General features: G+C 35.2%; 25 protein-coding genes. 9 read left to right on the plus strand and 16 right to left on the minus strand.

The features are described 5' to 3' along the window. Positions 1-532: 532 nt before the first annotated feature. From ACSVH9_RS00005 to ACSVH9_RS00055, 11 genes are all read right to left on the minus strand, one after another. Entirely contained in the window at positions 533-1,243 is a 711-nt protein-coding gene (locus tag ACSVH9_RS00005) for a DUF4369 domain-containing protein (protein WP_438061929.1), read from the minus strand. Positions 1,244-1,363: 120 nt separating this feature from the next. Then, positions 1,364-3,220, minus strand: a complete 1,857-nt coding sequence (locus tag ACSVH9_RS00010; RefSeq protein WP_438061930.1) for a peptidase M61 — start codon at positions 3,218-3,220, stop codon at positions 1,364-1,366. 122 nt (positions 3,221-3,342) lie between these two features. Then, positions 3,343-3,621: a DUF2805 domain-containing protein gene (locus ACSVH9_RS00015; RefSeq protein ID WP_159686937.1), complete on the minus strand. Its 279-nt coding sequence runs from the start codon at positions 3,619-3,621 to the stop codon at positions 3,343-3,345. A 117-nt stretch (positions 3,622-3,738) separates the two neighbouring features. Beyond that, positions 3,739-4,566, minus strand: a complete 828-nt coding sequence (locus tag ACSVH9_RS00020) for a sterol desaturase family protein (RefSeq protein ID WP_438061931.1) — start codon at positions 4,564-4,566, stop codon at positions 3,739-3,741. Between the two features lie 26 nt (positions 4,567-4,592). After that, complete coding sequence (locus ACSVH9_RS00025) at positions 4,593-5,195, minus strand: alpha-ketoglutarate-dependent dioxygenase AlkB family protein (protein ID WP_438061932.1); 603 nt, start codon at positions 5,193-5,195, stop codon at positions 4,593-4,595. A 68-nt stretch (positions 5,196-5,263) separates the two neighbouring features. After that, the gene (gene aqpZ, locus ACSVH9_RS00030) at positions 5,264-5,971 is read right to left on the minus strand and encodes an aquaporin Z (protein ID WP_438061933.1); all 708 of its coding nucleotides are present in this window, start codon (positions 5,969-5,971) and stop codon (positions 5,264-5,266) included. Positions 5,972-6,021: 50 nt separating this feature from the next. Next, the gene (locus tag ACSVH9_RS00035) at positions 6,022-6,378 is read right to left on the minus strand and encodes a DoxX family protein (RefSeq protein ID WP_438061934.1); all 357 of its coding nucleotides are present in this window, start codon (positions 6,376-6,378) and stop codon (positions 6,022-6,024) included. 74 nt (positions 6,379-6,452) lie between these two features. Continuing rightward, a complete protein-coding gene (locus ACSVH9_RS00040) occupies positions 6,453-7,346 on the minus strand; it encodes an EamA family transporter (protein ID WP_438061935.1) in 894 nt (297 codons plus the stop codon). 70 nt (positions 7,347-7,416) lie between these two features. Next, entirely contained in the window at positions 7,417-8,586 is a 1,170-nt protein-coding gene (locus ACSVH9_RS00045) for a DUF1501 domain-containing protein (RefSeq protein WP_438061936.1), read from the minus strand. Positions 8,587-8,595: 9 nt separating this feature from the next. Beyond that, complete coding sequence (locus tag ACSVH9_RS00050) at positions 8,596-9,978, minus strand: DUF1800 domain-containing protein (RefSeq protein ID WP_438061937.1); 1,383 nt, start codon at positions 9,976-9,978, stop codon at positions 8,596-8,598. 55 nt (positions 9,979-10,033) lie between these two features. Next, a complete protein-coding gene (locus tag ACSVH9_RS00055) occupies positions 10,034-10,957 on the minus strand; it encodes a LysR family transcriptional regulator (RefSeq protein ID WP_438061938.1) in 924 nt (307 codons plus the stop codon). 85 nt (positions 10,958-11,042) lie between these two features. Here ACSVH9_RS00055 and ACSVH9_RS00060 point away from each other — a divergent pair, with 85 nt between their 5' ends. Genes ACSVH9_RS00060 through ACSVH9_RS00080 form a run of 5 tightly spaced genes read left to right on the plus strand, consistent with a single transcriptional unit; the run spans position 11,043 to position 14,310 of the window. After that, positions 11,043-11,222, plus strand: coding sequence for a hypothetical protein (locus tag ACSVH9_RS00060; RefSeq protein WP_315144636.1), 180 nt, complete (start codon positions 11,043-11,045; stop codon positions 11,220-11,222). A gap of 19 nt (positions 11,223-11,241) precedes the next feature. After that, positions 11,242-11,526 carry a hypothetical protein gene (locus tag ACSVH9_RS00065; protein ID WP_438061939.1) on the plus strand — a complete coding sequence of 95 codons (285 nt, stop codon included), beginning with the start codon at positions 11,242-11,244 and terminating at the stop codon, positions 11,524-11,526. Next, positions 11,504-12,361 carry a DUF6671 family protein gene (locus ACSVH9_RS00070; RefSeq protein ID WP_438061940.1) on the plus strand — a complete coding sequence of 286 codons (858 nt, stop codon included), beginning with the start codon at positions 11,504-11,506 and terminating at the stop codon, positions 12,359-12,361. Before ACSVH9_RS00065 ends, ACSVH9_RS00070 begins: the two co-directional genes overlap by 23 nt. Before the next feature lie 3 nt (positions 12,362-12,364). After that, positions 12,365-13,321 (plus strand): L-threonylcarbamoyladenylate synthase, encoded by a 957-nt coding sequence (locus ACSVH9_RS00075; RefSeq protein WP_438061941.1) that lies wholly within the window; start codon positions 12,365-12,367, stop codon positions 13,319-13,321. Positions 13,322-13,341: 20 nt separating this feature from the next. Next, positions 13,342-14,310: a sodium-dependent bicarbonate transport family permease gene (locus ACSVH9_RS00080; protein ID WP_342693519.1), complete on the plus strand. Its 969-nt coding sequence runs from the start codon at positions 13,342-13,344 to the stop codon at positions 14,308-14,310. On the opposite strand, the gene ACSVH9_RS00085 is transcribed toward ACSVH9_RS00080, so the two are convergent. The 4 genes from ACSVH9_RS00085 to htpG all read right to left on the minus strand — a co-directional run bounded on the left by ACSVH9_RS00085 (position 14,283) and on the right by htpG (position 18,739). Continuing rightward, positions 14,283-14,714 (minus strand): DUF2721 domain-containing protein, encoded by a 432-nt coding sequence (locus ACSVH9_RS00085; protein ID WP_438061942.1) that lies wholly within the window; start codon positions 14,712-14,714, stop codon positions 14,283-14,285. The genes ACSVH9_RS00080 and ACSVH9_RS00085 overlap by 28 nt on opposite strands. A gap of 100 nt (positions 14,715-14,814) precedes the next feature. Beyond that, positions 14,815-15,648, minus strand: coding sequence for a hypothetical protein (locus ACSVH9_RS00090; RefSeq protein ID WP_438061943.1), 834 nt, complete (start codon positions 15,646-15,648; stop codon positions 14,815-14,817). Positions 15,649-15,756: 108 nt separating this feature from the next. Continuing rightward, a complete protein-coding gene (locus ACSVH9_RS00095) occupies positions 15,757-16,704 on the minus strand; it encodes an MASE1 domain-containing protein (protein ID WP_438061944.1) in 948 nt (315 codons plus the stop codon). 148 nt (positions 16,705-16,852) lie between these two features. Then, entirely contained in the window at positions 16,853-18,739 is a 1,887-nt protein-coding gene (htpG, locus tag ACSVH9_RS00100; RefSeq protein WP_438061945.1) for a molecular chaperone HtpG, read from the minus strand. Positions 18,740-18,922: 183 nt separating this feature from the next. On the opposite strand from htpG, the gene ACSVH9_RS00105 reads away from it, so the two are divergent. The 3 genes from ACSVH9_RS00105 (at position 18,923) to ACSVH9_RS00115 (ending at position 21,198) form a co-directional block, all read left to right on the plus strand. Further along, positions 18,923-19,423 (plus strand): hypothetical protein, encoded by a 501-nt coding sequence (locus tag ACSVH9_RS00105; protein WP_438061946.1) that lies wholly within the window; start codon positions 18,923-18,925, stop codon positions 19,421-19,423. 10 nt (positions 19,424-19,433) lie between these two features. After that, positions 19,434-20,123 (plus strand): OmpA family protein, encoded by a 690-nt coding sequence (locus tag ACSVH9_RS00110; protein ID WP_315145774.1) that lies wholly within the window; start codon positions 19,434-19,436, stop codon positions 20,121-20,123. 130 nt (positions 20,124-20,253) lie between these two features. Then, positions 20,254-21,198 carry an ABC transporter ATP-binding protein gene (locus tag ACSVH9_RS00115; protein WP_438061947.1) on the plus strand — a complete coding sequence of 315 codons (945 nt, stop codon included), beginning with the start codon at positions 20,254-20,256 and terminating at the stop codon, positions 21,196-21,198. Positions 21,199-21,268: 70 nt separating this feature from the next. On the opposite strand, the gene ACSVH9_RS00120 is transcribed toward ACSVH9_RS00115, so the two are convergent. Beyond that, complete coding sequence (locus ACSVH9_RS00120) at positions 21,269-23,677, minus strand: prolyl oligopeptidase family serine peptidase (protein WP_438061948.1); 2,409 nt, start codon at positions 23,675-23,677, stop codon at positions 21,269-21,271. 401 nt (positions 23,678-24,078) lie between these two features. Between ACSVH9_RS00120 and ACSVH9_RS00125 the strand changes: the two genes are divergently transcribed. Then, on the plus strand, positions 24,079-25,086 hold the full coding sequence (locus ACSVH9_RS00125) for a 3-oxoacyl-ACP synthase III family protein (protein WP_315144656.1): 1,008 nt from the start codon (positions 24,079-24,081) through the stop codon (positions 25,084-25,086). Positions 25,087-25,130: the final 44 nt, after the last annotated feature.

Here is a 25,130-nt window from a genome sequence, read left to right on the forward strand (position 1 = left end):
CAGTAGCTGTTAGTAAATGTTATTAGTAATTGCTATTAATTAATACTGGTTTACATGAGTGTTAACGATTAGGCGATTCTTTAGTAATTTACTTTTAGACAATTGTACTATTACATTGATTGTTTGTGTTGACTTTTCTATGTTCAATTTTTTGGGGCTCTATATTTATCAGTTGCTAATGGTTATAAGTCTTATTGATTCTAAAGGAGTAGGTATTTTTATTTAGTTTTATTTTGTTAGAGACTAGGTTTCTTTTGTTTTTACAAGATTTTTTTATCTATTCAAGCCTGATAGGATGCTTTTTTTCATAAGTAATGATTTTAATTATTATTTAGTCTTTCCTATGTTTTCTATTTTTCTATGTCTTGCGACTTTAAAAGTAGTATGTCTGCTATAAATATAGTATCTCCTTATTGTTTTTGACTGTCTTTAACTAATCATTTTCATCTTATTTTAGCTTACTTTGATTTTGTTGTAACAAAAAAAGGCTGTCTATATATTATAGACAGCCTTTTTATCTGATGAATATTTTTTATTCCTGTTTTTTTATCTCGTTCACGAATTTTGTCAATTTTTTACCATAAAGTGATTGTGCCACTTTTGGTGTCATGGATTTTTGAATGGTATCTAAAAAGCGTATGTTGATATCATATATTTCTGAAAGGGCAATATATGGTGCTACTTCGTGATCTTTGTGGTTCACTGCAAAATTTGTAGCGTACAAGTATTTTCTTTTGATATTAGATTCTTCTTTAGTCTTTATACTATCAAGTTTTTTTAAATTATTGAACTTGATAGCTTTAAATTTTTGTTCAATTAATGTAAGATTTTCTTCTTTGAATTTATTGTTTATTTTCTCAAATTCTACGTATAAATCGTGGTTTACTGAGCCTGTAACTTTTGCACCATAGGAGAACTGATCTAAGTTTGTCTCAATGTTCATTTCGCCAGGTTCAGCAAAAAACAGCAAATTGTTGTCTAATGAATTAGAAACACCTCTGTTTAATGATAAGTAAAACATCTCTGGAGACTCTATTGCGATATTTGTTTCAAATTTTGAATCCCCTTCAATTTTTATGGAGTCTATAGTTACAAGTGAGGTGTCTTTTAATCGTTGTATGTATAAGGTTCCTTTTTTTAACCCTGACACATTTCCAGTTAAATGTAGGTTGTTTTTGGATTCTTTTTCAGAACAAGCCAATATTGTTGATAGTGCTACTAGAGCTAGTACAGTTTTTTTCATTTTCATTTTTAATTTGGCGCAAAATAAAGAAAAATGTTGAATTGTGACACTATCATTAGTAGTAAAATAAAAAAAATCCCAATCTATTTCTAAATTGGGATTTGTTTCTGTTAAATGGAATTAGCCTTTTAACCAAGCTTCTTTTAAAGTGTTTTTCGAAGTATCTTTTGCGCTAAAAGTTTCTTTTTCTTCGTAAGGCAAAGCTACTTTTCCATTTATCGTTTCTTCTTTACCATTTCTTTTTATTTTTAATGCGATAGCATCGTTTTCTTTCCATTCTTGACTAGTCGTTATCAATTCAAATATATTTTCTTTATTAAAGTTTTTACCATTGATGGCAACTATAATGTCACCACCTTTTAATGATAATGTTTTAAAAAATTCATTTAGTTCGATGTTTGGAAGTATTACAATTTCATTAGTTTGTGGATTAATTGTAATATATGGTCTTTGACCTTTCAAAAATATTCCTCCTGGCACTTTAACGGTCGATTTTGATACGCCTACTTTGTTTAGAAATAAGTCATAAGGAATTGGTGTTGCTCCAGAAACATAAGTCTTAAGGAAGTCACCCACTTCTGGATATGTTAATGATACAATTTTATCAAATAATTCTTTGTCATCAAAAGCTTTTGTTACACCATATTCATTTGATAGTTTGTGCATTAAATCAAGGATTCCTCTTTTTCCTTCTGATTTTTCACGAATAATAATATCAATGCACATTCCAATTAAAGCTCCTTTCTGATATACATTAAGGTATTGTGCTTTGTATGGTTCTTGAAGTACATTTGCGCTCATTGTAGTGAAAGGCATAGTGTCATTCATTCTTTTGGCTTGCTCGATTTTGTCAGCAATTCTATCATAGAAAGCTTCTTCTGTAATCAGACCTTGATTGATTTGGAATAGATTAGCAAAATACTCAGTTACCCCTTCGTACATCCAAAGGTGCTCTGACATTTTTGGCGTGTTATAATCAAAATATTGAATTTCTTTTGAATGTATGGTTAGTGGCGTAACAATATGGAAGAATTCGTGCGACACAACATCTTTCATTTGTTCTTGAAGCATGTTCAATGGAATTGTTTCTGGCATTACAACTGTAGTTGAAGTTGGATGTTCTAGAGCTCCAAAACCTTTCGCATCATTTGGTTTCATGCTTGATAAATACAATAGCACAGTGTATTTTTTATTTGCATTGATTTTACCCAGAAATGTTTTTTGAGCAATCATCATTTTCTTCATTTCTGGAGTAATGTTCTCAGCAGTTACTTTTTTTCCTGGAGAAAAAACGGCAATTGTAATGTCCATTCCATCAACCGTAAAAGTAGTATAGTCTGGTTTTGCATACATTACTGGGTTTTCAACTAACTCTCCATATCTTGAAACCACAAATTCGTCCGAGTTGTTTTTTGAATCTAAATCAATCATGGATGTAGCTCCCCAAAGTGTTTCAGGGTGTGTAATATTAACTCTGTATGGAATTTCTTTTTTGTCTTGAAAGTAGCCAACAAAACCGTGCATGTTAACCATAAAATTGGTTCCTACCTCAATGTTTGTTCCTGCAGGAGAAAAAATGTCTTCTTGACCAAAGCCAGCACCTTTTTCAGAATCAAAAGTGTCATTGACTAAGTAAGTGATTTTGTATAATTTTTTTGCAGCTGGAATGGTCCACGTATTTTCGTCCGTTTTTTTTACTTCTAATAGTGTACCTTTATTATCGAATGCTTTTAAATCGTCGATGTATCTGCCGTAATTGTCATTAGAGTAGGTTCCTGGGATGATTTTTGGAATACTATAGGTTATTTGGTCTGAGTTGATTTTTGGTGCCAAGATGGTTACTTGTACTTTATCGTCTTTTACATCAATAAGGTCTATGGTTACCTTTACCTCTTCTTTTTTATTTGAAGTAGCAACGGTTGATTTACAACTTAGCAGCACAGATGCTAGTGCTAAGGACACTATTATTTTTTTCATGTTTTTTGTTTAAGTTTTACATAGGTCGATTAGTTTGAGTAATTGTTACATAATTAGTAAGCCAAATTGTTTTTTCTTTTTTCAAAAAAAAACTCCTACATAAGAGTAGGAGTTTATCAGTGTTAGTCTAATTTATTTTTAATGTAATATTTGCCATCTAAATCTTCATCAAAATCGTCTATTTTTAATGGTTTAGGTTTAGGTTTACTTGCAATTGCTTTCTTCTTCCACATTTCATATTTTTCGGCAGGCATCTTCTTTTTCATAAATTCTAATACTTCTTTTTCAGAAAGTCCGAATTCTTTTTTAATTATCTCGAAGGGATTTCTTTCTTCTAAGGCCAACGTAACAAGCTTTTCTGTTTGTTCCCAGTTCAATTCTTTGCGGTTACTCTTTTTCATCACATGAAAATTAATTCAAAATTGGTGTTAATGATTAATAAAATAGGTATCTAACGATATATCAATATTAATAAAAATAATAATTACTTTAATTAAAATGCCATTTTTTTTTGCTTCTTATTCTATTTCAGGAGACCTGTGTTTTTGAAAAGGAATATTTAATAAGTTTTTTAACTCATTGTGTTCTTTTGGGTCTTGATGGGTATCAATACCGTATATTATTTCTTCTCTTGGCATGGATTTAAAGGTTCCAAACAGACGGTCCCAAACAGAAAAAATATTACCATAATTACTATCTGTATATGGGAGTTTGTAATGATGGTGAATTTTATGCATGTCCGGTGAAACAATGAAATAGCTTAAAAAAACATCTAACTTTTTTGGCAAGGCTATATTCGCATGGTTAAATTGAGTCGCCACAACCGATAATGTTTGGTATAAGAAGACCATCCACATTGGGCTTCCAACGATAAAAACTCCCAATAGTGTAAATGCAAATCGAATGACACTTTCACCTGGGTGATGCCTATTGGCCGTTGTAGTATCTATCCAAGTGTCTGTATGATGGATAAGATGAAAACGCCACAAAACTTTTGTTCGATGCTCGATATAATGAACTAAATACGCTCCAATTAAATCCAATAGCAATAATCCAATAATAGCGTACAACCATAGTGGCATTTCAGGAAGCACTTGAAGTATTCCAAAATTATTTTCAACAGTCCAATCGGCTGTTTTTAATAAAAGATAGGCTAAACAAAAATTAATGACAATGGTCGTTAATGTAAAAAAAATATTAATTCCGGCATGTTGCCATTTTTTATAATCAAAACGGAACAATGGAAATGCATTTTCGATAATCCAGAAAATCGTAATTCCTACAACTAAAATTAGGCTTCTATGCGAAGAAGGAATAGTGGTAAAATAAGAGACAATTTCATTCATAATCAATTTGGTTAAGTTTTTTGGTTTTATGTAATAATTCTGAAAGTTAGGTTAATTCTAGGGCCAATTGGTTTTGTTGTTTTCGGAATTTGATGTTTCCAAAAGTGCTGGGTAGTCCCTTTCATTACTAAAAGACTGCCGTGTGCTAAAGGTATATTTATTTTTTGATTTGGAATAGCATTGTGTTTGAGTTGAAACATTCTTTCTGCTCCAAAGCTCAATGAGGCTATGATGGGATTGGTTCCTAATTCTTTTTCATTGTCGGCATGCCATCCGTTACTGTCTTTGCCGTCCCGATAATAATTAAGTAATACTGTAGAATATATTGCCTCAGTTGCTTTTTCTACTTTTTCTTTAATGCTCATTAGCAGTGGTGACCATTTATGAGGATGCATAGTAATATTGGAGTACGAATAGGATTTTCCTTCGTTACCAAAAAGCGCTGTTAATCGCGGTTGTGGATATACTTTTCCGTAGACTTTGATGTCGTCTTGTTGCCAAGGAATTTCCTTTTGTAAAGTATCAAAAAGGATGGTTGCTTCTTCAGTTGAGAAGAAATTAGGGTAATAAATAATGGACGCATCTGGGACATCAAAAACAATAGGGTCAGAGTCAAAGAGGGATTTCATTTGGTAAAAATAAAGAGAAAAAGAACATGAATTTTGTCCTTTTTCTCTTTTTGATAAAAGATTATTTTTTATGCTTCTGAGTTGTCTTGTAATAAATTTTTATAAATAAAACCAGCTACTACAGCCCCTAATATAGGCGCAACCCAAAACAGCCATACTTGCCCTAAAGGTTCTCCTCCCACAAAAATAGCTTGTGACAATGAACGAGCAGGGTTTACAGAAGTATTGGTAATTGGAATACTGATTAAATGAATTAGAGTCAGTGCTAAACCAATGGCAACCCCAGCAAATTTTCCATTTGCAAATTTATCGGTAGCGCCAAGTATAACCAGTAGAAAGAACAAGGTTAAAACAAACTCTGCTATAAATGCAGCTTGCATAGAATAACCATCAGGTGAGAAAGCTCCAAAACCGTTAGATGCGAAAGCTCCAGCTTTGGTATTGTCAATCACGAAGCCTACTTTTCCAGAAGCAATAGTGTACAATGTTCCTGCAGCTGCTAATGCGCCAACACATTGTGCGATGATGTATGGAACTAAATCTTTGGCTGAAAATCGTCCGCCAGCCCATAATCCAAAAGAAACGGCGGGATTAAAATGCCCACCAGAAATGTGTCCAACAGCATAAGCCATTGTCAGTACTGTTAATCCAAAAGCTAGAGCAACTCCAGCAAAGCCAATTCCTAAATTAGGTATGCCCGCAGCGAATAAAGCGCTACCACATCCTCCAAAAACAAGCCAAAATGTTCCAAAAAATTCTGCAAATAGTTTTTTCATAAGTATTTAGTTTTTATATGGTTACTAGTTTGTTGTGAATTCTTAAAAGTTTATAAGGTATAAGTGTAAGCCCAATACATCAGTAGGAATTGTAAGGGTAAACGCAGGTATAGCAACCATTTGGGAAGTCCCATACTTGCTTTTGGATTGGTTAACATAAAAATATGTGTTGGAAAAATAGCAATTAGCAGCAGGATAATTCCCCAAGCTGCATATTGTGTAGTGGCGGGAAACAATAATGAAATTCCTAAAACAATTTCTATTGCCCCGCTTAAAATGTTTAGTAAAGAGGGATTAGGAAAATAGGTAGGTATGATTTTTTGATATAAACGAGGAACTCTAAAATGATTGATTCCAGCAATTATATAGAGAAAAGCCATTACATACAAATGCCAAGGTGAATTCATAACAAGTTGTTTGTTACGAATTTATAAAAAAATTAACAGTTTGATGGTGTTATTGAAAAATATTTTGGCTTTGATTACTTTTTTGAAGAATTGGTATTCATTATTATGATAGCAACGATGATTAAAACAATTCCCAACCATTGTAGGATGTTTACTTTTTCATTCAAAAGAATATAAGCCATTGTTACAGAAACGGGTAATTCAAGGGCAGAAACTATACTGCCAAGTCCAATTCCAGTAAGAGGAAAACCTGCATTCATCAACAAAGGAGGAATAATCGTTCCAAAGAGAGCCAAAACAATTCCCCATTTCATAAAAATTCCCATTTGAAAAGGACCTACTTGGGTAACTAGTGCAAAACCAAACACGATGATGGCACCGCCAAGCAGCATATATAAACTTCGTTGAGCAGATGAAATGTGATTAGCAATATGATTTGCAGTAAACATAGTAGCGGTAAAAGATGCAGCGGCAAGTAAACCTAAGACAATTCCTCTCCAATCCAAAGAAGCCGTTGTAGCCATTACGTTGGTAGCCAAAAACGTTCCTATTAAGACAATGATTACAGCAATTATTTTCTTGAGTGCTGGTAATTTTTTGTCGATGGCCATTTCTACGACTACCCCCATCCAAACGGTTTGCATCAACAGTACAATAGCAATAGAAACTGGAATGTATTTTACAGCTAAATAATAGAAAACACTCGTCATTCCCAATGAAGTCCCAGCGGCGATGAGTTTGAAAATGTTTTTAGAAGTTGCTTTTACAACCGTATTTCCTTTTTTGTTTTTTTGAAATAAATTAATCAATAGCATACCAAGAATACCAAGTACGAATTGAGCAGTCGTTACTTCTGGAGTTGAATAGCCTTCATCATAGGCCATTTTTACAAAAGTAGCCAACATTCCATAACTCGTTGCGCCTAATCCTACCAGAAAAACTCCTTTCAATACTTGATTCTTTGTCATTTTTTAATTTTTAAAAAGCGGGCAAAGATACGGCATTTCTTTTGAAACGATTCTCAAATGGTCAACTGGTTTAGAATAAACCTTGAAGGGGACTATTTTTTATGCCGATTTTCGTTGGGTCAAAGGCCAATTTCTGTTGTAAAAGAGAGGAATACACACTTCTAAAATCGATTTGGTATTTTAAATCGCCTTCGTCTAAATCTGTCAAGTTTGGATTTTTTCCAATAACGTTGCCTTTTGTGTTGCCACCAATGACAAAAAGTGGTGCTGCTGTTCCGTGATCGGTTCCTTTTCCGTTGTCTTTTACTCGGCGACCAAATTCAGAAAAGACCACAATAGTTGTGTTTTGTAATACTTGTGCTTTTTTCAAATCACTATAACAACTAAAAATGGCATCATTGAGTTCGCTTAATTTATTTTGATGAATGGCCAATTGATTGTCGTGCGTATCAAATCCTCCAAGTGAGGTATAGTAGACTTTTGAATTCAAATTTCCTTTTATCAATTTGGCAATCCATTCTAAATTTTTGGCTAAGCTAGTTTTTGGATAACTAACTTCAGAAGCTGTACTTTTTTTGAGAGCATCTTGAATGGCATCGGCGCCTTCTGAAACAGAATTGGCAATTTTTCTAACAAAATCCAATTGTGGGTTGTTAGATAATTGATCTTTGGTTTCTGCAGCGTTACGGCTGTTGAACCGATTGGGGTCTTTTACTGTAATACTGTTGGGTTCTTCGCCTTTTAATGCTAATGTATCAATGGTATCGATGTTGATTCCTGCTGTGGGTTGGTGGTCATTGCATTGTAAATCTAAGTAGCGTCCAAGCCAACCTTGACTAAGGTATTCTTGATTAGTAGGAGCAGTTTGCCAAATTTCTTGACTTCTAAAATGAGATCGGACAGGATTCGCATATCCCACATTTTGGATGATTGCTAAATCACCATTTTGTTGTATCCTAGCAAAATCCTTTAGCGCAGGATGGAAACCCATTCCGTTATTTCCAGCAATAACATTATGTTTCGCGATTCCAATTGATGGACGATGATGGTAGTACAACTCGTCTTGATAAGGAATGTAAGTATTGAGTCCGTCGTTTCCTCCATTCAACTGAATAAAAATCACGCATTCATTTCCCGTAACAAGTTGTTGTTGTGCGCCAAAGGCGTGAAGAAACTGAGGTAGAATCAATGTTCCTCCAGTAAAAGTTCCTGTTAGGGCTAAAAAATTTCTTCTGTTCATAACTTGGGATTAAATAAGTTGAAATTCAGGTGATTTTATAATGGCATTAAAAAGCCGTAAAACAGCATTATTGGCTCCAAGCGATTGGGGGTCAAAATCATACTTTAGTATTTTTTCAAGGTCTTGCTGTAAAGAGGTATCTGTAGAAAAAAGTAATCGGTCCGTTAGTTCTTTTATGATTTCTTTGTTTGTTCCTTTGGTATTCCAATCTAAACTGATAGAAAATGCCTGTTTTTTATTCACAGTGTTTTCTTTTTCTAGTTTAGGTCTTGGAATGCTTTTTCCGCTGCAAAGCAAGTCGGCAACATTGTTTCGCTGTAAGTAAATTTGTGAGGTAAGCCAACTTTTTCCGCCATCCCATCCTTTTACATTAGGAGGATTGAATAAATCCATTCCTTGTTGTTTTAAGAAAAAAGCAATAGTGGTAGATTCTGGTCTTTGAGTTTTTAATTCGCTAGTAAGTAATAGAATGTATTCTAATGGATTTTTAATTTTCGAACCTCCAGTATCGTTTTTAGCATATTCTTCCAAAAATATTTTGACTAACAATGGTTTGATTTCAAAATTGACTTTTCTGAAGTAGTCACCATAATAGGTCACTAATTCTTGTTTTGGTTCGTCATAAAGGAACCATTTTAGCATTTTTTGTGTGAGCAAATAGGGGATTTTTGGGTGATCAAAAATAGCGTCGACCATTTCATCCAGTTTTAAAATTCCTTTTTTACCAAGGTATTCAATGGGTTCATTGTCTTCTAAAAATCGGCGATACATCGCTGTGGTTTCTCCAATTCCTAATCCTGCCAATCCTTTGGCTCCATTTTTTATGTCGGTTTCAGAGTAGTTGCCTATGCCTAGAGTGAAAAGTTCTAGGAGTTCTCTGCTCAGGTTTTCGTTCAATTTCCCTTTTTTATTATCAACATTATCGAGGTAGCGTACCATTGCGTTGGTTTGCATTACTTTTTTGGTCAATGTTTTAAAATTGCCAAAAGCATTTTCTCTAAGGAGTTGGTTCTTTTGGAAAATCCAATAATTGACTTTGACTTTTTGATAAGCTGTAACAAAATGATTCTCCCAAAAAAGTGTCATCTTTTCTCTCAACGGAAACTCGGTTGTTTTCATTTCATCAATCCACCAAGCTTTTAATTCATTAGAGGTTTGAATTTCCTTTTTTAGCAATTCTTTACCAACTTCTGGATCTTCTTTTCTGGTTTGTCTGATTTTTTTGAGATCCTCTAATGACTTTGGACTGTCAGAAAGTAACTCAGGTTTGCTGGTATTATAAGGTGCTTGAAACGATTGTTGAAGAAAACGTTCCATCCCTAATTTTTGAATTGCAAAGGCTTGTTGATTGCTAAAACCTAATCGTTGAGACCATAGAAACTCTTTTTTCATATTCCAAGCTATTTCAGGATAAGACTCAAGGAGTTGCTAATAGTTTAATTAACCTTTAAATGGAATTGGCCCAATCAAATTTACTTTTGATGATGTCTTGTTTGTATTCTTCCAAAAACGCAAGATAGGCCTTGGCTATTGGAGAGAAGTTTTTGTTTTTGTGCCAAATTAAATTCCAAGTGGATTGAATCGGTAAGCCGCGCACAGGAATGATTTGAAGATTACCAGTAGTGATTTCATTTTTTATTCCAATGATGGGCATAATCGAACATCCTAATCCTGCAATTACGGCTTGTTTTACGGCTTCATTACTCGTTAGTTCAAGTTTTTTCTTGACGTTCAAATTATTCAAAAGCATGAATTGCTCCATACTTTGTCGGGTACCAGATCCCATTTCTCTCAGAATAATTGGAATGTTTTCTAAAATGTTTTTATCGTATATTTTTTCTGGAAACTCGGTAGCTGAGTTCGAAACTAGAAACAGGCGGTTGGGCATTAATTCAATGCGATTAACTGTTAAGGTTTCAGGTAAAATAGAAACTAAAGAAAAATCGACTTCATTTCTTTCTAAACTTTTAATAACTTTTGATTTATTGGTTACATCCAAAATTAATTCTACATCAGGATGCAGTTTTAAGAAATCGGCAAGAAAATAAGGCATGATGTATTTTCCAGTGGAGACGATAGAAATCTTAAGCCTTCCGCTCAATTTTCCTTGATAGGCCTGCATTTTATAATTGATGGCGTGTACTTCATTGATGATTTTTTCGGCGGCTAGTACAATTTCTTTCCCGAAATCAGTTACATACAATTTTCTACCAATTATTTCTGTCAGCGGAATTTCAAATTGATCTTGGAAATTTTTGAGTTGAATAGAAACAGCGGGTTGTGTCAAATGCAGTTCTTCAGCTGCTTTTGTAATGCTTTGGCATTGCGCTACTTTTAGAAATACTTGCAATTGATGGAGTGTGTAATTCATAAAAATATTTAATGATATTTATTACAAATATAAATAAAAATTAATGACTTGAATTATTGAATTTTGCCACAGATAAAATAAAATTATGAGCCATCAAGAATTGACATTATTTCAAAAAGTGAAACTGACGGCAGTACTTATTGTATTAGTTGTTTTGCTTGTTTTTGCTTTTTTAGAACCTGAGAATTCCTTTTTTAGTGTACTGTTGGTAATTGGAATTCTTTGTGGTACTCAGATTTTGAAAGATTTAAAATATAAACTTTAATTTAAATAGCCACTTTTTTATGGAAAATGACTTCCAATTTCAATTAATCGATGGAGAATTTACTCCAGCAGGAGCAGCCAAAGTGCTATTCCCTTTGATTAACAATAAGATTAATTATCATTCTTTGGAGAGTTTTAGTAATGAAATTCGGTTTGAGAAAGATGCTACCAACTCTAAGAAGAGAATTTCAGAGTTGCAAGAAGTACAGTTGCAAATTCAAGAATTATTAGAGAATGCAGAAGAAAACGGTTTTAAGTTAAAAATCACTAGCCAAATTAAAATTGAGTTGGACAACGCTAAATAGTTTCAAAGGGCGTCAGCTTGTGATAGCCACTATGCATCATAAAGAGCAAGTGATGGCTCCTATTTTAGAAAAAGGTTTAGGTGTTATTTGCACTACTCCAAAAGATTTAGATACCGATAGTTTTGGTACTTTTTCTGGTGAAACGGCTAGAGTTTCGGATGCGTTGACTGTGGCGCGTCAGAAATGTTTAGCAGCAATTGTTGCCACAGATTGTGATTTGGCGGTAGCTTCTGAAGGTTCTTTTGGTCCGCATCCTTCCGCTTATTTTGCAACAGCAGATGATGAGCTAGTGGTGCTGCTAGATCGAGAAAACCAACTGGAGATTATCGGTCGTTCAGTAAGTTTTAAAACCAATTTTTCAGGTTCATCTATTACCACTGAGCAAGAACTTTTGGATTTTGCTGCTCAGGCGAAATTTCCAAGTCACGGACTTATTCTTAGACCGAGTCAGTATAGTACCGAAGATATGGTCAAAGGAATTGTTTCTCCAGACGTCTTGTTAGAAGAGTTTCATTACCTAAAAACGAAGTACTCAACAGTATTCGTAGAGACCGATATGAGAGCTTTGTACAATCCTACCCGAATGGAAATCATTAGTATGGCTACAAAGCAATTGGTTCAAAACGTTCAGTCCTTGTGTCCAGAATGTCAAACTCCTGGATTTACTATTACAGATGTAAAAACAGGTTTACCTTGTTCGTGGTGTGGGAGTGCTACTTCCTCTGTATTGAGTCATATCTATAGTTGTAAAAAATGCGGCTTTGCCAAAGAACAGCTGTATCCTAATCATAAAAAAACAGAAGACCCCGGTTTTTGTAATTATTGTAATCCTTAAAAAATGAGTGATACTAAAGATTTAACAAAAGCAATACAATTGCTACAAAAGGAATCAGTAGTTGCTATGCCTACTGAGACTGTTTACGGCTTGGCTGGAAACATATATAGTGAAAAAGCCATCCGAAGTATTTTTGAGTTAAAGAATCGCCCAATGTACAACCCTTTGATTGTGCATTTAAAATCCTATACCGAATTAGAAAAAGTTGCTGCGAATATACCAGACAAAGCGAAATTGTTAGCAGAAACTTTTTGGCCTGGACCATTGACATTGGTTCTTAAAAAGCAAGATAATATTTCCGACTTGATAACTGCAGGAAAAGATACAGTTGCGGTTCGAGTGCCCAACCATCCTGTTGCGCTGGCACTTTTGAATCAGTTGGATTTTCCTCTAGCTGCTCCAAGTGCGAATCCATTTGGCTCAATCAGTCCTACTACAGCAGTGCATGTTGCCAATTATTTTGATTCTAATTTAGTACATGTTTTAGATGGGGGAGCTTGTTCGCAAGGCATCGAGTCTACAATTGTTGGATTTGAAGAAGACCAAGCTGTTTTGTACCGTGCAGGTGCCACATCCATAGCGGCTATTGAAGCATTAGTTGGACCTTTAAAAATTTTCACAAAAGATGATGCAGCTCCTATAGCTCCTGGAATGTTATCCAAGCATTATGCGCCTTCTACTAGTACAATTTTCTCAGAAGATGTTGAAAAATCACTTGCAACCCTCACAGAAAGAAGGGTAGGCGTGGTGTCTTTCTGCAAGAAATATAGCCATCCTGCAATTCATTATCAAATAGTCTTGTCAAGCAATGGTAGTTTAGAAGAGGCAGCCAGTAGATTGTATGCCACACTTCACGAAATGGATGCGCAACCTATTGATGTAATTATAGTTGAACAAGTTCCTAACGAAGGTATTGGGGTAGCCATCAACGACAAGTTGTTAAGAGCCTCAGCAATATAAATTTTAAAAAAACAAAACCTATGAATTTAGACTTATTAATTGAAAACGTTACTAATCCTGCATTGCTTTTCTTTCTACTCGGAATCATAGCCGTATACTTAAAAAGTGATTTAGAAATTCCAAACAATACCTCCAAGTTTATTTCTCTTTACCTTTTGTTTTCTATTGGGTTTAAAGGAGGGCAGGAGTTGGCGCATAGCGAAATCAATATTGATATATTTTGGTCCATTATATTTGGAATGGCAGTTTCTGTTTTGATACCCTTATACACTTTTTTCATCCTAAAGAAAAAATTTAGCATAGACAATTCAGGCGCTATTGCTGCGGCCTATGGCTCTGTTAGTGCGGTTACTTTTGTGACGGCGATTTCTTTTTTAGAGATGCAAGGTCATAGTTTTAGTGGACATATGGTCGCGGTTATGGCGCTTATGGAAGCTCCAGCAATTATTGTGGGTGTAATCTTAATCAGAATGTATAGTAAAAAAAGCGCTACTGAACAGCCATCTAAATTATCTGAGGTTATTAAACATTCATTTACGAATGGAAGTGTATTGTTAATTATAGGTAGTTTAATAATTGGTTTGCTGGCTAGTGATAAAGCAGCTTTAGGAATCAAACCTTTTACAACCGATATTTTTAAAGGGTTTTTGGCAATATTCTTACTTGATATGGGAATTGTAAGTGGTAGAAAACTAGGTGACTTCTTTAAAAGTGGTTGGTTCAGCTTTTTCTTTGCAATCATTATTCCGTTGATTAATGGTTGTATTGTTGCTTACCTGAGTCAATATGTTACTACAGATATTGGTAATCGCTTTATTTTTGCCGTTTTAGCTTCGAGTGCTTCTTATATTGCTGTACCTGCGGCAATGAAAATTGCAGTTCCAAAAGCGAATCCGGGGATTTTCTTACCAATGGCTTTAGCAGTTACTTTTCCTTTCAATATTACTTTCGGAATGCCAATTTATTTGTCGATTGTACTAGCGGGATAGTCTTTTGTTTTTTCTTTTTGAGTCAAATCACTAAGATGCAATCGCAAAGCACCGACAGAAATATTGATTTCCCAAAACGATAATCCCAAGGAAAGTAATAAAGCCAATAAACTAAAACCAAATAAGTAAATCCCAGCAATTTGTTGGTTGAGATATAGCAATAACATGGCGAAAACAGATAAAAACAAACTCATTACGCCTGCCATTTGCATGTACCGAATTAGTGTTAACCGCAAATTTAGATTTTTGATTTCTAACAAAATCATACTGTTCTCTTTCTCTTTGTAGGCTTTTTTTAACCCACGTATAATCGTGGCTAAAGTTAAAAAGCGATTGGTATATGCCAATAAAATCAAGGAAGTTGCAGAGAATAGTAGTGCTGGGGTTTCTATTTGTAGTGTCATCTTTTTTTTTACAAAGGTCGGACAACTTTGACTTGAATTCAAAAAAAAATCTTCGTTTCAATTACTGAAACGAAGATTTTTTTTAAACGAAGATTTTGAATTACATGGTTAAGTTAAAAACCATACCATTTTCATGGGTATAAGTGAATTTATTGTCACAATCTCCATTTCCGTAATCAATTGTACCGTTCAGTAAGGTGCCTTTTACGGTTAGTTTTCCTTTTGAAACATAATTACAATCGTATTTTTTTATCAAAGATTCAGCTACAGTTAAAGTTAAACTTGGTCCGTTTTCTTTGCTTACGGTATGATTTCCTTGTGTCATTTCGTAAGTGTTGTCCGAAAGGACTAATGGAGTACCTCCGCCTTCTGTTTGTTTGATGGTATGCGTTCCAGCATTCAAGAACACCATTCCTTCTAAATTGGTAAGTTTTCCATTGGTAATGGTTCTGCTCCATTGAGGGACATTAGGAGTTACAGTTTCATTAACATATACAATTGTTCCTTCTACTTTTAATCCGTTTACATAATAGTTTTCGCGTTCTATTTTCATAGTAGCTTTTGGAGTGCTTACTAAACCAGACAAAGTAACTTTCAATTTTCCTTTTCGAGTGATGTTGTTAGTAGTACAACCCGTTCCAAAGTCTATTGTTATCACTTTTGGAAAAACATTAGGCGTTAAGTTGTCTACGGTGATAGTAGCACAAGCTCCTACTAAAGAATTGACAGTAGATTTATTGGTTGATTTCGATAAAGAATTTTCGAAGGTAACTTGCGTTCCAGTTTTAAAATCCAGTTCGTTGATAGCATCAATAGTGGCAGAAGCAACTACAGTATTAGTGTCTGTAGCGTTTACGATTTCATCTTTGGTACAAGAAGTAACAGAAAAAGCGGCTGCAATTACTAATAGAAGAATTTTTTTTGCATTTTTCATACGGATAAGTTTAAGGTTTGGTTGCTTCAAAAATAGTAAAAGCAATGACATAGCCATAATAAATCTCAGAAAATAATTAACAGCTGTTTAAGTAAGTGGTTTCTTTTTTTACGCTTTTACTTTGTCTAGTTTTTTATGCAAATAATCAGAGTAGAAACCAGCCATTATCAAAGCGATTATGGTACTTAACCCGAAAAAGGAATTAATATAGGTCAATGAAGCTTCTGGCGTTGTCATGGCAAATGAACCATAGCCTAAACTTCCGTAAATCGTTGACAATAGTGCAAACAAAGCCGCAATAATAGAAACACCTCGAATTCTGAAACGGAATGTAGCCCAAAGTAAAACGATGATTAAAAGGTATTGGTCGTCTGCATGGTCGAAGGCAACCAAAACACAGATGAAAATAGTAAGCAATCCTAAAGCTAAAGCCTCTAATAACGAGGTAGCAATAATTTTGATATGATAACGGTAAAGCCAGGAAGTCAAAAATGGAGTAAGTATTATCGTTCCAATAAAGTCGCCTTGCCACCACGTAGTCCAGTTAAAAATAAAATGATTGGGAGCATTTAATCCAAAAAGAGATATGACGCTTACTCCAAGTAAAGAACAGATAGCGGAATAAAACACACTAATTGCCAAAAATATAATAACTCCCCATCCTGTCTTTAAAGGATAAGTCCCTTTGTTTAGAAGATTAATGAAATAGGCTCCTAAAGCTGCACCCAAAGTAACACCAGAAGCCACTAAAACTGCCGACAAAATGGTTGAAATTAAGGGTAATTCAAGCATTTGACTAGTATCCCAAAAAGAAAACAGATTAGCGACCACTGAGCCAATCCAAATGCCGATTAACGTTTTTCTCCCCATAATTAAAACCGAGGCTAATGCAAATCCAGCTGCGGTGTAAATTGGAGCGATGTTATCTGGAGTAACCGTAATTTGATAGCTAATAAAGGCTAGGGCATTATAAATAAAAGCGACTAATGCAATTTTTATGGGAGCTGATTTTAAAAAAGAGGGAAGGAAATAATCGTTGACTGTTTGTTTGTACATAATGGAATACCTTTGGAATTTCTCAATAAAAATACACAAAATTTTATGATTCGCTTAAACAGTTGTAAAAGTTCTATTTTTTCTCAGTAGAAAGCAAAAAAAAACCTGCAAATCTTCATTTGCAGGTTCTTCATTAGGTTTGAAAATTTTATTTAATCATTTCAAAACTTCTTTTTACAAAGGCAGTCAAAGCTTCTCCTTTCAATAAGTTTTGAGATAGTTTCGCCAAATCTAAAGCTTGTTTTACCAAGTTTTCTTGAACGGTTTTGTCTTCGTTGTTCAAAATGCTAGTAGCCAAATCAGAATTGGTGTTCACTACTAAGTTGTACATTTCTGGGAAATTACCCATTCCGAACATTCCACCGCCACCGGTTTGACTCATTTCCTTCATACGACGCATGAATTCTGGTTGCGTGATGATGAATGGCGCTGCACTGCTATCCAAAGCTTCTAATTGAACGGTGTATGTTTGTTTTGGAACGATAGTTTCCACTACCGTTTTCAAACTTTCTTGTTCTTCTGTAGATAATTTAGAAATCGCAGTTTCTTCTTTTTTGATTAAATTATCAATGTGGTCAGAGTCAACACGAACAAAAGTTAGTCCGCTATTGTCTGATTCTAATTTTTGAATCAAGTGAGGAATGATTGGAGAATCTAGCAACAATACTTGATACCCTTTGTCTTTAGCAATTTCGATATAAGAGTGTTGTGCTTCTTTGTTTCCAGCATACAATACTACCAATTTGCCATCTTTATCCGTTTGGTTTTCTTTGATGGCTTCTTTCAATTCGTCAAGCGTGAAATATTTATCATCTACCGTTGGATACAATACGAAGGCGCCTGCTTTTTCATAGAACTTGTCTTCAGAAAGCATTCCGTATTCCAATACAATTTTGATATCGTTCCATTTGGCTTCAAAATCAGCTCTGTTTTCGTTGAACAAAGATTTCAACTTATCCGCAACTTTACGAGTAATGTAGTTTGAAATTTTCTTCACAGCACCATCAGCTTGTAATCCAGAACGAGAAACGTTCAACGGAATGTCTGGTGAATCAACTACTCCGCGAAGCATCATCAAGAATTCAGGAACAATACCTTCTACGTTATCGGTCACGTAAACTTGGTTTTGGAACAATTGAATTTTATCTCTTTGGATTTGTAAATCAGCTCCTAATTTTGGGAAGTACAAAATACCCGTTAAGTTGAAAGGATAATCAACATTTAAGTGAATGTGAAACAACGGCTCTTCAAATTGCATTGGATACAATTCGCGATAGAAGTTTTTGTAATCTTCATCTTTTAAATCCACAGGTTGTTTGGTCCAAGCTGGATTTGGGTTGTTGATGATGTTGTCAACTTCAATAGTTTCTGCAGTATAATCTTCTGGAGCATCTTCAGGTTTAGGAAGCGTTTCAGTTTTAGTTCCAAATTTAATTGGAATCGGCATGAACTTGTTGTATTTGTTCAACAACTCTCTGATTTTGCTTTCTTCCAAAAACTCTAAAGAATCTTCTGCAACGTGCAACACGATTTCAGTACCGCGGTCGGTTTTGTCACAAGGTTCTAGTGAAAATTCTGGGCTACCGTCACAAGTCCAGTGAGCGGCTGGTTCGTCTTTGTAGGATTTGGTGAAGATTTCTACTTTTTCAGCCACCATAAAGGCAGAGTAGAATCCTAAACCAAAATGACCGATAATACCTGAGTCTTTAGCAGAATCTTTGTATTTGTCCAAAAACTCTTCAGCACCAGAAAAAGCCACCTGATTGATGTATTTTTCTACTTCATCAGCAGTCATTCCAAGACCTTGGTCAATGATGTGAATTTTTTTTCCCTCTTTGTCAATTTTAACTTCAATGATTGGATTGCCATACTCTACTTTAGCTTCTCCTATACTCGTTAGGTGCTTTAATTTTAGAGTAGCATCGGTTCCATTTGAAATCAATTCACGCAAGAAAATTTCGTGATCACTGTATAAAAACTTTTTGATTAGAGGAAAGATGTTTTCTACTGAAACATTAATTTTACCTGTTGTCATAATTATAATACTATTTTAAGTTGAATTAGATGCAAACCTTGCTTCAAATAGAATACCATTTGCTATGAAAATGACAAAATGTCGCAACAGCTGATTTTTTAAAAAAAAACAGTTGAATTCGTGTTAAAGCAATTTTTTGAGTTGTATCTTTGTTAATCTATTAATTTTAAACTAGTTATAGTTATGAGGAAATTTATTCTATTGGGCACCTTTGTTTTTTTGCTTTTCGCTTGTAAATCAAGTGCCCCAGCAGTTGCCCCCACCGCTCCCGTTGCAGCAACCAAATTGGATAAAAAATCACAAGTTGCCATTAAAGGAAATTGGCAAATTGCAGATGTCACGTATCCAGGTTCTGAGTATTTTAAAGTAAATTCATTCAACATTGCCGATTCTAAATGCTTTATTGGTAGTACTTGGAATTTTATTTCCAACAACAATAAAGGTAGTATGGCATTGGCTGGAGCTGGATGTGCCTCGTTTTCTTCGCCTATTGTTTGGAGCATTAACAAAGATGGAATGTTTGTCCTTAAGATTGTTGAAGCAGGTGTAAAATCCAAAACCGTACAATCCGGATTTTTATTGAAAGTTGCTAATCAAACCGAGACTAGCTTTGAACTTATCGATAAAATAGATGTTGCGGGACAACAGAAAGATATTGTTTATCATTTTAAAAAAACTAATTAATTTATAACTTATGAAAAAAATCACCATACTAAGTCTAACTGCTTTATTTCTGTTTAGCAGTTTTTTCACAGCTTGTAACTCAGTAAAAAATGCCAATAACACGCAAAAAGGAGCGGGAATCGGTGTAGCTGCTGGTGCTTTGATTGGAGGAATCCTTGGGAATAATTTAGGTAAAGGAGGAAATGCTGCATTAGGAGCGGCTATTGGAGCTGCTATTGGTGGAGGAGCAGGAGCCCTGATTGGAAACAAAATGGACAAGCAAGCTCGCGAAATCAGTCAAGCTTTGCCAGGAGCAGATGTGCAACGCGTGGGTGAAGGAATCCATTTGACATTGAATGAAAATGCCGTGCGTTTTGATTTGAACAAATCGAGTTTGACTCCTCAAGCACAAGCCAATCTAGACAAACTGATTCCAGTATTTAAAGAATACGGCGATACCAACATTGAAATTTTTGGGTACACTGATAGTTCAGGAAAACCAGAATACAATTTGACCCTTTCTGAAAAAAGAGCCGAATCCGTAAAAACCTATTTGATTGGAAAAGGATTGGACGCCAGCCGATTTAAAACCTCAGGTTTTGGAATTGCTGACCCAATTGCTCCAAATGATACGCCAGAAGGTATGGCCAAAAATCGTAGAGTTGAATTCGCGATTACTGCTAATGCCAAAATGATTCAAGATGCCAAAAATGGTCAATAATTCGATATAGAAAAGTAAGCTAAAAAGCTGTTTCTTTGGAGACAGCTTTTTTTTATATAAAATAAAATTTTCAACCGCTTATTTTTTCTAAAGCCACTATCTTTGTTTTTTATTAATGATACAATAAATAATGCTTGAAGTTCAAAATATTTCCTTCGCTTATACAGACAAAGCGATTATTCAGAATGTTGATTTTACCGTAGAAAAAGGACAAAATATTGCACTAATTGGCGAGAGCGGTTGTGGCAAAAGTACTTTGTTGAAACTTATTTATGGTATCTATGATTTAAATGAAGGGAAAATTTTCTTTAATAAGACACGTGTGCTAGGCCCCAAATACAATTTGATTCCGGGGATGCCCTTTATGAAATATCTGGCACAAGATTTTGATTTGATGCCTTATGAAACGGTTGCCGAAAATGTGGGCAAGTTCTTGTCTAATGGTTTTATGCCTTTAAAAAAACTGCGTATTCAAGAATTACTCGAAATGGTCGAAATGACAGAGTATGCCAAAGTGCGCGCCAAAGATTTGAGTGGAGGACAGCAACAACGCGTAGCCTTAGCCAAGGTTTTGGCGGTAGAACCTCAGGTGTTGTTGTTAGATGAACCGTTCAGCCATATTGATAATTTTAGAAAAAACGCTTTACGTCGTAATTTATTCGCTTATTTAAAGAAAAAAGAAATTACCTGTATTATTGCGACACACGATAGTACCGATGCACTCTCTTTTTCTGATGAAACCATCGTTTTACAACAAGGGAAAATAATTGAGAAAGCACCTTCTGCAGAAGTCTATCAATTTCCGATTAATAAATATGTAGCCTCTTTATTTGGTGAAGTCAACGAATTGAGAATGTCGCAATTAATGCCGATTGAGGGTGAGGATGAAATGGTGTTGCTGTATCCGCATCAATTGAAGGTCTCTCCAGTTGGAACGGTGAAAGCGGTGGTCAAACAATCCTATTTCAAAGGAAGCCGTTTTTTAATTAAAGCTGCTTTTGATAGAAAAGCCATTTTCTTTGAACACGAAACCGCATTAGAAGTGAACCAAGAGATACTATTGAAAATTATGTAACTTCTAATTGAAAGTATAAAAAAAGAGACAACTTTTCGGGTTGTCTCTTTTTTGTTGGAACTATTTTGCCTTAATTTTTCAAATGCTTTTCTAAGAATTGGTCTTGTTCCCATAGTAAGTGCAAGATGTTTTCTTTGGCTGCGTAACCGTGACTTTCTTTAGGTAAAATCACCATTCGTGCAGGGCCACCCAATCCTTTTATGGCTTGGAAATAACGTTCTGTTTGCAAAGTAAAAGTACCAGGATTGTTGTCCGCTTCTCCGTGAACTAATAGTAAAGGAGTTTTCATTTTGTCTGCGTGCATAAAAGGCGACATCGTATTGTATACCTCAGGTGTTTCCCAATAATTACGTTGTTCACTTTGGAAACCAAAAGGAGTTAAAGTTCTGTTGTAAGCGCCACTTCGAGCAATCCCACAAGCAAAAAGATTGGAATGTGTCAATAAATTAGCCGTCATAAAAGCACCGTAGGAGTGCCCACCTACAGCTACTTTTTTTCTGTTGATATAGCCCAAAGCATCAACCGCATTGATGGCAGCTTCTGCATTGTCTACTAGTTGGGAAATAAAGTTGTCGTTAGGTTCGGTTTTGCCTTCTCCAATAATTGGGAACGAAGCGTCGTCTAAAACCACATAGCCTTTGGTCACCCAATACACAAATGAGCCATAGTTAGGAAAGGTAAATTCGTTAGGATTTTGAGTACTTTGTCCCGCGCTGTTTTTGTCTTTGTATTCGGCAGGGTAGGCCCAAATTAGTAACGGCAATTTTTCTTTTTTGGCTTTGTCATAACCAACAGGCAAGTACAAGGTTCCAGATAATTCAACACCATCTTTACGTTTGTACTTGATTACCTCTTTGCTCACATTTTTAATGCTTTCAAATGGATTTTTGAAATCGGTGATAGGTGTGAGTTTGTCTTTTTGGTTGATGTTTCTAAAATAGTAATTTGGGTAATCGTTTTTGGACTGAATTTGTACCAAAACCGTTCCTTTTTTGAAATCCTCTACTTCGATTAAATCTTCTTTTTTGTCTTTAAAGGTAGAAGTGTACAAACGTTTGCTTTGTAACGTTTTTAAGTTCAATTCGTCAATGAATGGGAATTGTCCTTCTTTGGTGTATCCATCTCCAATACGGAAAGCTTTGTCGTTTTCGATAGCCAAAACATAGCGGTTGTATTGGTTTTTTCTAGTTTCAAAATTACCTGGATCAGCGTAAACGTCTTGTGAGTTTCTGTCGGTAATTACTTTTGGTTGTTGTGATGGATTTGACGGATTGATTAAGTATGTTTTGGTATTTCTGGTGTCATACCATTCGTCAGAAACAATGGCAACATTGTCATTCCCCCAAGTAATATCGCTAAAACGTTGAGGTGTTTTTACTAACGAAGTTGGATTGGCTGTAAATGGAGCTTCCCATAAAAACATTTCGTCTCTAAAGGCAACTTTATTTGCTGGGTCTCCTTCGTCTAGCGCTTGAACAAAAGCCAAAGTAGCTGGTTTGTCGTTTCTCCACATCAAGGATCTTTTTCCTTTTTGAACCGCCATAAATCCTTTTGGCATAATTTCGGTCAATGGGGTTTCGTTTACGATTTTTACTTCCCTTCCGCTTTTGTCATAGACTACGGATTTCATTGGGAAACGATTCAAAGGAACGATATAAGAAAACGGTTTTTGAATCGTAGTAATCATAATATAATTCCCATCAGGAGACAAACTCTGACCAGCAAACATATCTGCCGATTTGAATAGCGTTTTGTTACCACTTAAGGTGATTTTGTATAATTCAGAAGTGATGATGTTTTCAAAATTGATCTCGTCATTTTTGTTTTTCAACATGTCTGGATAGGTTCTGTTTTGGGATTTTGCACCACTAGCATTCGAGATGATTGGTCCAGCCGGCAAATCTTTTTTAGCATCCAATAAAGGTTTTCTGTCGCTAGGCAATAGTTTTACCAATACTGTTTCGTTGTCGCCAAACCAGCTAAACGGAGCGCCTAAGTTGGCATTCAAATTCGCCTCGGTTAATTTTTTGGCTTGAGCCGAAGCCACGTCAATTACCCAAAGTTCTACACCATTGGCAGCGGTATTTGTAAACAAAATTTTAGTGTCGTTTGGCGACCAAGATAGATTGCTGATTTTTGCATTAGCTGGTAATCCCGCCACTTGAACTTCGTTTTTATCTTTTATTTTTCGAAGTTTTAAGTTATTGATGTACGTTACTGTACTCGAAATGTTGGTAATAGGATTGATACGCAATCCGCCCAAACGCAATTCTTCTTGGTTGAGGTCGTCAAGGGTTTTGTAGGTGTTTCGGTAAGAAAGCAAAAGGTATTCTTTTTTGGTATCCATCGAAACCGAAGGAGCTCGTTCGTAATCGGCTAAGTCTAAAATGGATTTAGAAGGTTTTTGATAGCTCAGGTTTTCTTGGGCCATCATAGAAAAACCGAAACCTAGAAACAGGAGTGTGAGTTTTAACTTCATGAAGTAGTGAATTAGTTGAATGAATTAGTTATGGTATAATTAGTCCAACGGATGCGAAAAATGTTACAACTCGAAAGTGTTAAATTGATTTTTATTTTGACCTATGATTTTTTATGGTTTTATGAATCTATGGAGTCTTCAAAGCTGTTGTTTTCTAGGATTTCATTCATAGAAATGGATTGTAATAAAAGAGAGATGACTACTGCTTTTTTCTGGAAGAGATAGAAGATGTAGACTTATTTTTAGACTTGTTTTCAGTACAAGAGCCTATTGGCTTAAATATAAATGATTTATTTTTTTAGGTTAAAAATGATTATATCAAAAAAAAGACTAAATTGTATGGCGTCTTTTTAAAAGATGTTTAATTTTGCCAATCAATTTTTAATGAAAAACAAGTACTTATGTATCACTCTAAAATAGCAGGGTTAGGATTTTATGTTCCTTCGAATGTGGTTACAAATGACGATTTATCAAAGATAATGGAAACCAATGATGAATGGATTCAAGAGCGCACCGGAATCAAAGAGCGTCGCCACATTATCAAAGGGGAAGATACTACCACTACAATGGGAGTAAAAGCAGCCGAGATTGCTATTCAGCGTGCCGGTATTGCCAAAGAAGATATTGACTTTGTAGTTTTTGCTACTTTGAGTCCCGATTATTATTTTCCAGGACCAGGAGTTTTGGTGCAACGCGATTTAGGTTTAAAAACGGTTGGCGCTATTGATATTCGAAATCAATGTTCGGGTTTTGTGTACGGATTGTCAGTTGCTGATCAATACATCAAAACTGGAATGTACAAAAACGTTTTGGTGATTGGATCTGAGGTGCATTCTTCAGGATTGGACATGACAACACGTGGTCGTGGTGTATCTGTAATTTTTGGAGATGGAGCAGGAGCCGCTGTTTTGTCAAGAGAAGAAGATTTGACCAAAGGAATTTTGTCCACACATTTGCATTCAGAAGGGCAACATGCTGAGGAATTATCGCTTATTGCACCGGGAATGGGTGGTCGTTGGGTAAATGATATTTTGGCCGATAATGACCCGAATGACGAAAGTTATTTCCCTTACATGAACGGACAATTTGTATTCAAAAATGCAGTAGTTCGTTTTGCGGAGGTAATCAACGAAGGCTTACAAGCCAACAATTTAGAAGTTTCAGATATTGATATGTTGATTCCACATCAAGCGAATTTGAGAATTTCTCAGTTCATTCAGAACAAATTCAAATTGAATGATGATCAAGTATTCAATAACATTCAGAAATACGGAAACACAACCGCAGCTTCTATTCCAATTGCTTTGACTGAAGCTTGGGAACAAGGAAAAATCAAGTCAGGCGACACTGTGGTTTTAGCTGCTTTTGGTAGTGGTTTTACTTGGGCAAGTGCGATTATTAAATGGTAAACTAAAGTTACCACTAAGGATACGAAAAGGTCTAGAGCAAATGT

Source organism: Flavobacterium sp. RSSB_23 (assembly GCF_051547145.1).
In the GTDB taxonomy this organism is placed as follows: domain Bacteria; phylum Bacteroidota; class Bacteroidia; order Flavobacteriales; family Flavobacteriaceae; genus Flavobacterium.

Coding starts and splice junctions, on each gene's coding strand:
- ACSVH9_RS00005 (WP_438061929.1), bottom strand. CDS start 1,243: ATGAAAAAAACTGTACTAGCTCTAGTAGCACTATCAACAATATTGGCT.
- ACSVH9_RS00010 (WP_438061930.1), bottom strand. CDS start 3,220: ATGAAAAAAATAATAGTGTCCTTAGCACTAGCATCTGTGCTGCTAAGT.
- ACSVH9_RS00015 (WP_159686937.1), bottom strand. CDS start 3,621: ATGAAAAAGAGTAACCGCAAAGAATTGAACTGGGAACAAACAGAAAAG.
- ACSVH9_RS00020 (WP_438061931.1), bottom strand. CDS start 4,566: ATGAATGAAATTGTCTCTTATTTTACCACTATTCCTTCTTCGCATAGA.
- ACSVH9_RS00025 (WP_438061932.1), bottom strand. CDS start 5,195: ATGAAATCCCTCTTTGACTCTGACCCTATTGTTTTTGATGTCCCAGAT.
- aqpZ (WP_438061933.1), bottom strand. CDS start 5,971: ATGAAAAAACTATTTGCAGAATTTTTTGGAACATTTTGGCTTGTTTTT.
- ACSVH9_RS00035 (WP_438061934.1), bottom strand. CDS start 6,378: ATGAATTCACCTTGGCATTTGTATGTAATGGCTTTTCTCTATATAATT.
- ACSVH9_RS00040 (WP_438061935.1), bottom strand. CDS start 7,346: ATGACAAAGAATCAAGTATTGAAAGGAGTTTTTCTGGTAGGATTAGGC.
- ACSVH9_RS00045 (WP_438061936.1), bottom strand. CDS start 8,586: ATGAACAGAAGAAATTTTTTAGCCCTAACAGGAACTTTTACTGGAGGA.
- ACSVH9_RS00050 (WP_438061937.1), bottom strand. CDS start 9,978: ATGAAAAAAGAGTTTCTATGGTCTCAACGATTAGGTTTTAGCAATCAA.
- ACSVH9_RS00055 (WP_438061938.1), bottom strand. CDS start 10,957: ATGAATTACACACTCCATCAATTGCAAGTATTTCTAAAAGTAGCGCAA.
- ACSVH9_RS00060 (WP_315144636.1), top strand. CDS start 11,043: ATGAGCCATCAAGAATTGACATTATTTCAAAAAGTGAAACTGACGGCA.
- ACSVH9_RS00065 (WP_438061939.1), top strand. CDS start 11,242: ATGGAAAATGACTTCCAATTTCAATTAATCGATGGAGAATTTACTCCA.
- ACSVH9_RS00075 (WP_438061941.1), top strand. CDS start 12,365: ATGAGTGATACTAAAGATTTAACAAAAGCAATACAATTGCTACAAAAG.
- ACSVH9_RS00080 (WP_342693519.1), top strand. CDS start 13,342: ATGAATTTAGACTTATTAATTGAAAACGTTACTAATCCTGCATTGCTT.
- ACSVH9_RS00085 (WP_438061942.1), bottom strand. CDS start 14,714: ATGACACTACAAATAGAAACCCCAGCACTACTATTCTCTGCAACTTCC.
- ACSVH9_RS00090 (WP_438061943.1), bottom strand. CDS start 15,648: ATGAAAAATGCAAAAAAAATTCTTCTATTAGTAATTGCAGCCGCTTTT.
- ACSVH9_RS00095 (WP_438061944.1), bottom strand. CDS start 16,704: ATGTACAAACAAACAGTCAACGATTATTTCCTTCCCTCTTTTTTAAAA.
- htpG (WP_438061945.1), bottom strand. CDS start 18,739: ATGACAACAGGTAAAATTAATGTTTCAGTAGAAAACATCTTTCCTCTA.
- ACSVH9_RS00105 (WP_438061946.1), top strand. CDS start 18,923: ATGAGGAAATTTATTCTATTGGGCACCTTTGTTTTTTTGCTTTTCGCT.
- ACSVH9_RS00110 (WP_315145774.1), top strand. CDS start 19,434: ATGAAAAAAATCACCATACTAAGTCTAACTGCTTTATTTCTGTTTAGC.
- ACSVH9_RS00115 (WP_438061947.1), top strand. CDS start 20,254: ATGCTTGAAGTTCAAAATATTTCCTTCGCTTATACAGACAAAGCGATT.
- ACSVH9_RS00120 (WP_438061948.1), bottom strand. CDS start 23,677: ATGAAGTTAAAACTCACACTCCTGTTTCTAGGTTTCGGTTTTTCTATG.
- ACSVH9_RS00125 (WP_315144656.1), top strand. CDS start 24,079: ATGTATCACTCTAAAATAGCAGGGTTAGGATTTTATGTTCCTTCGAAT.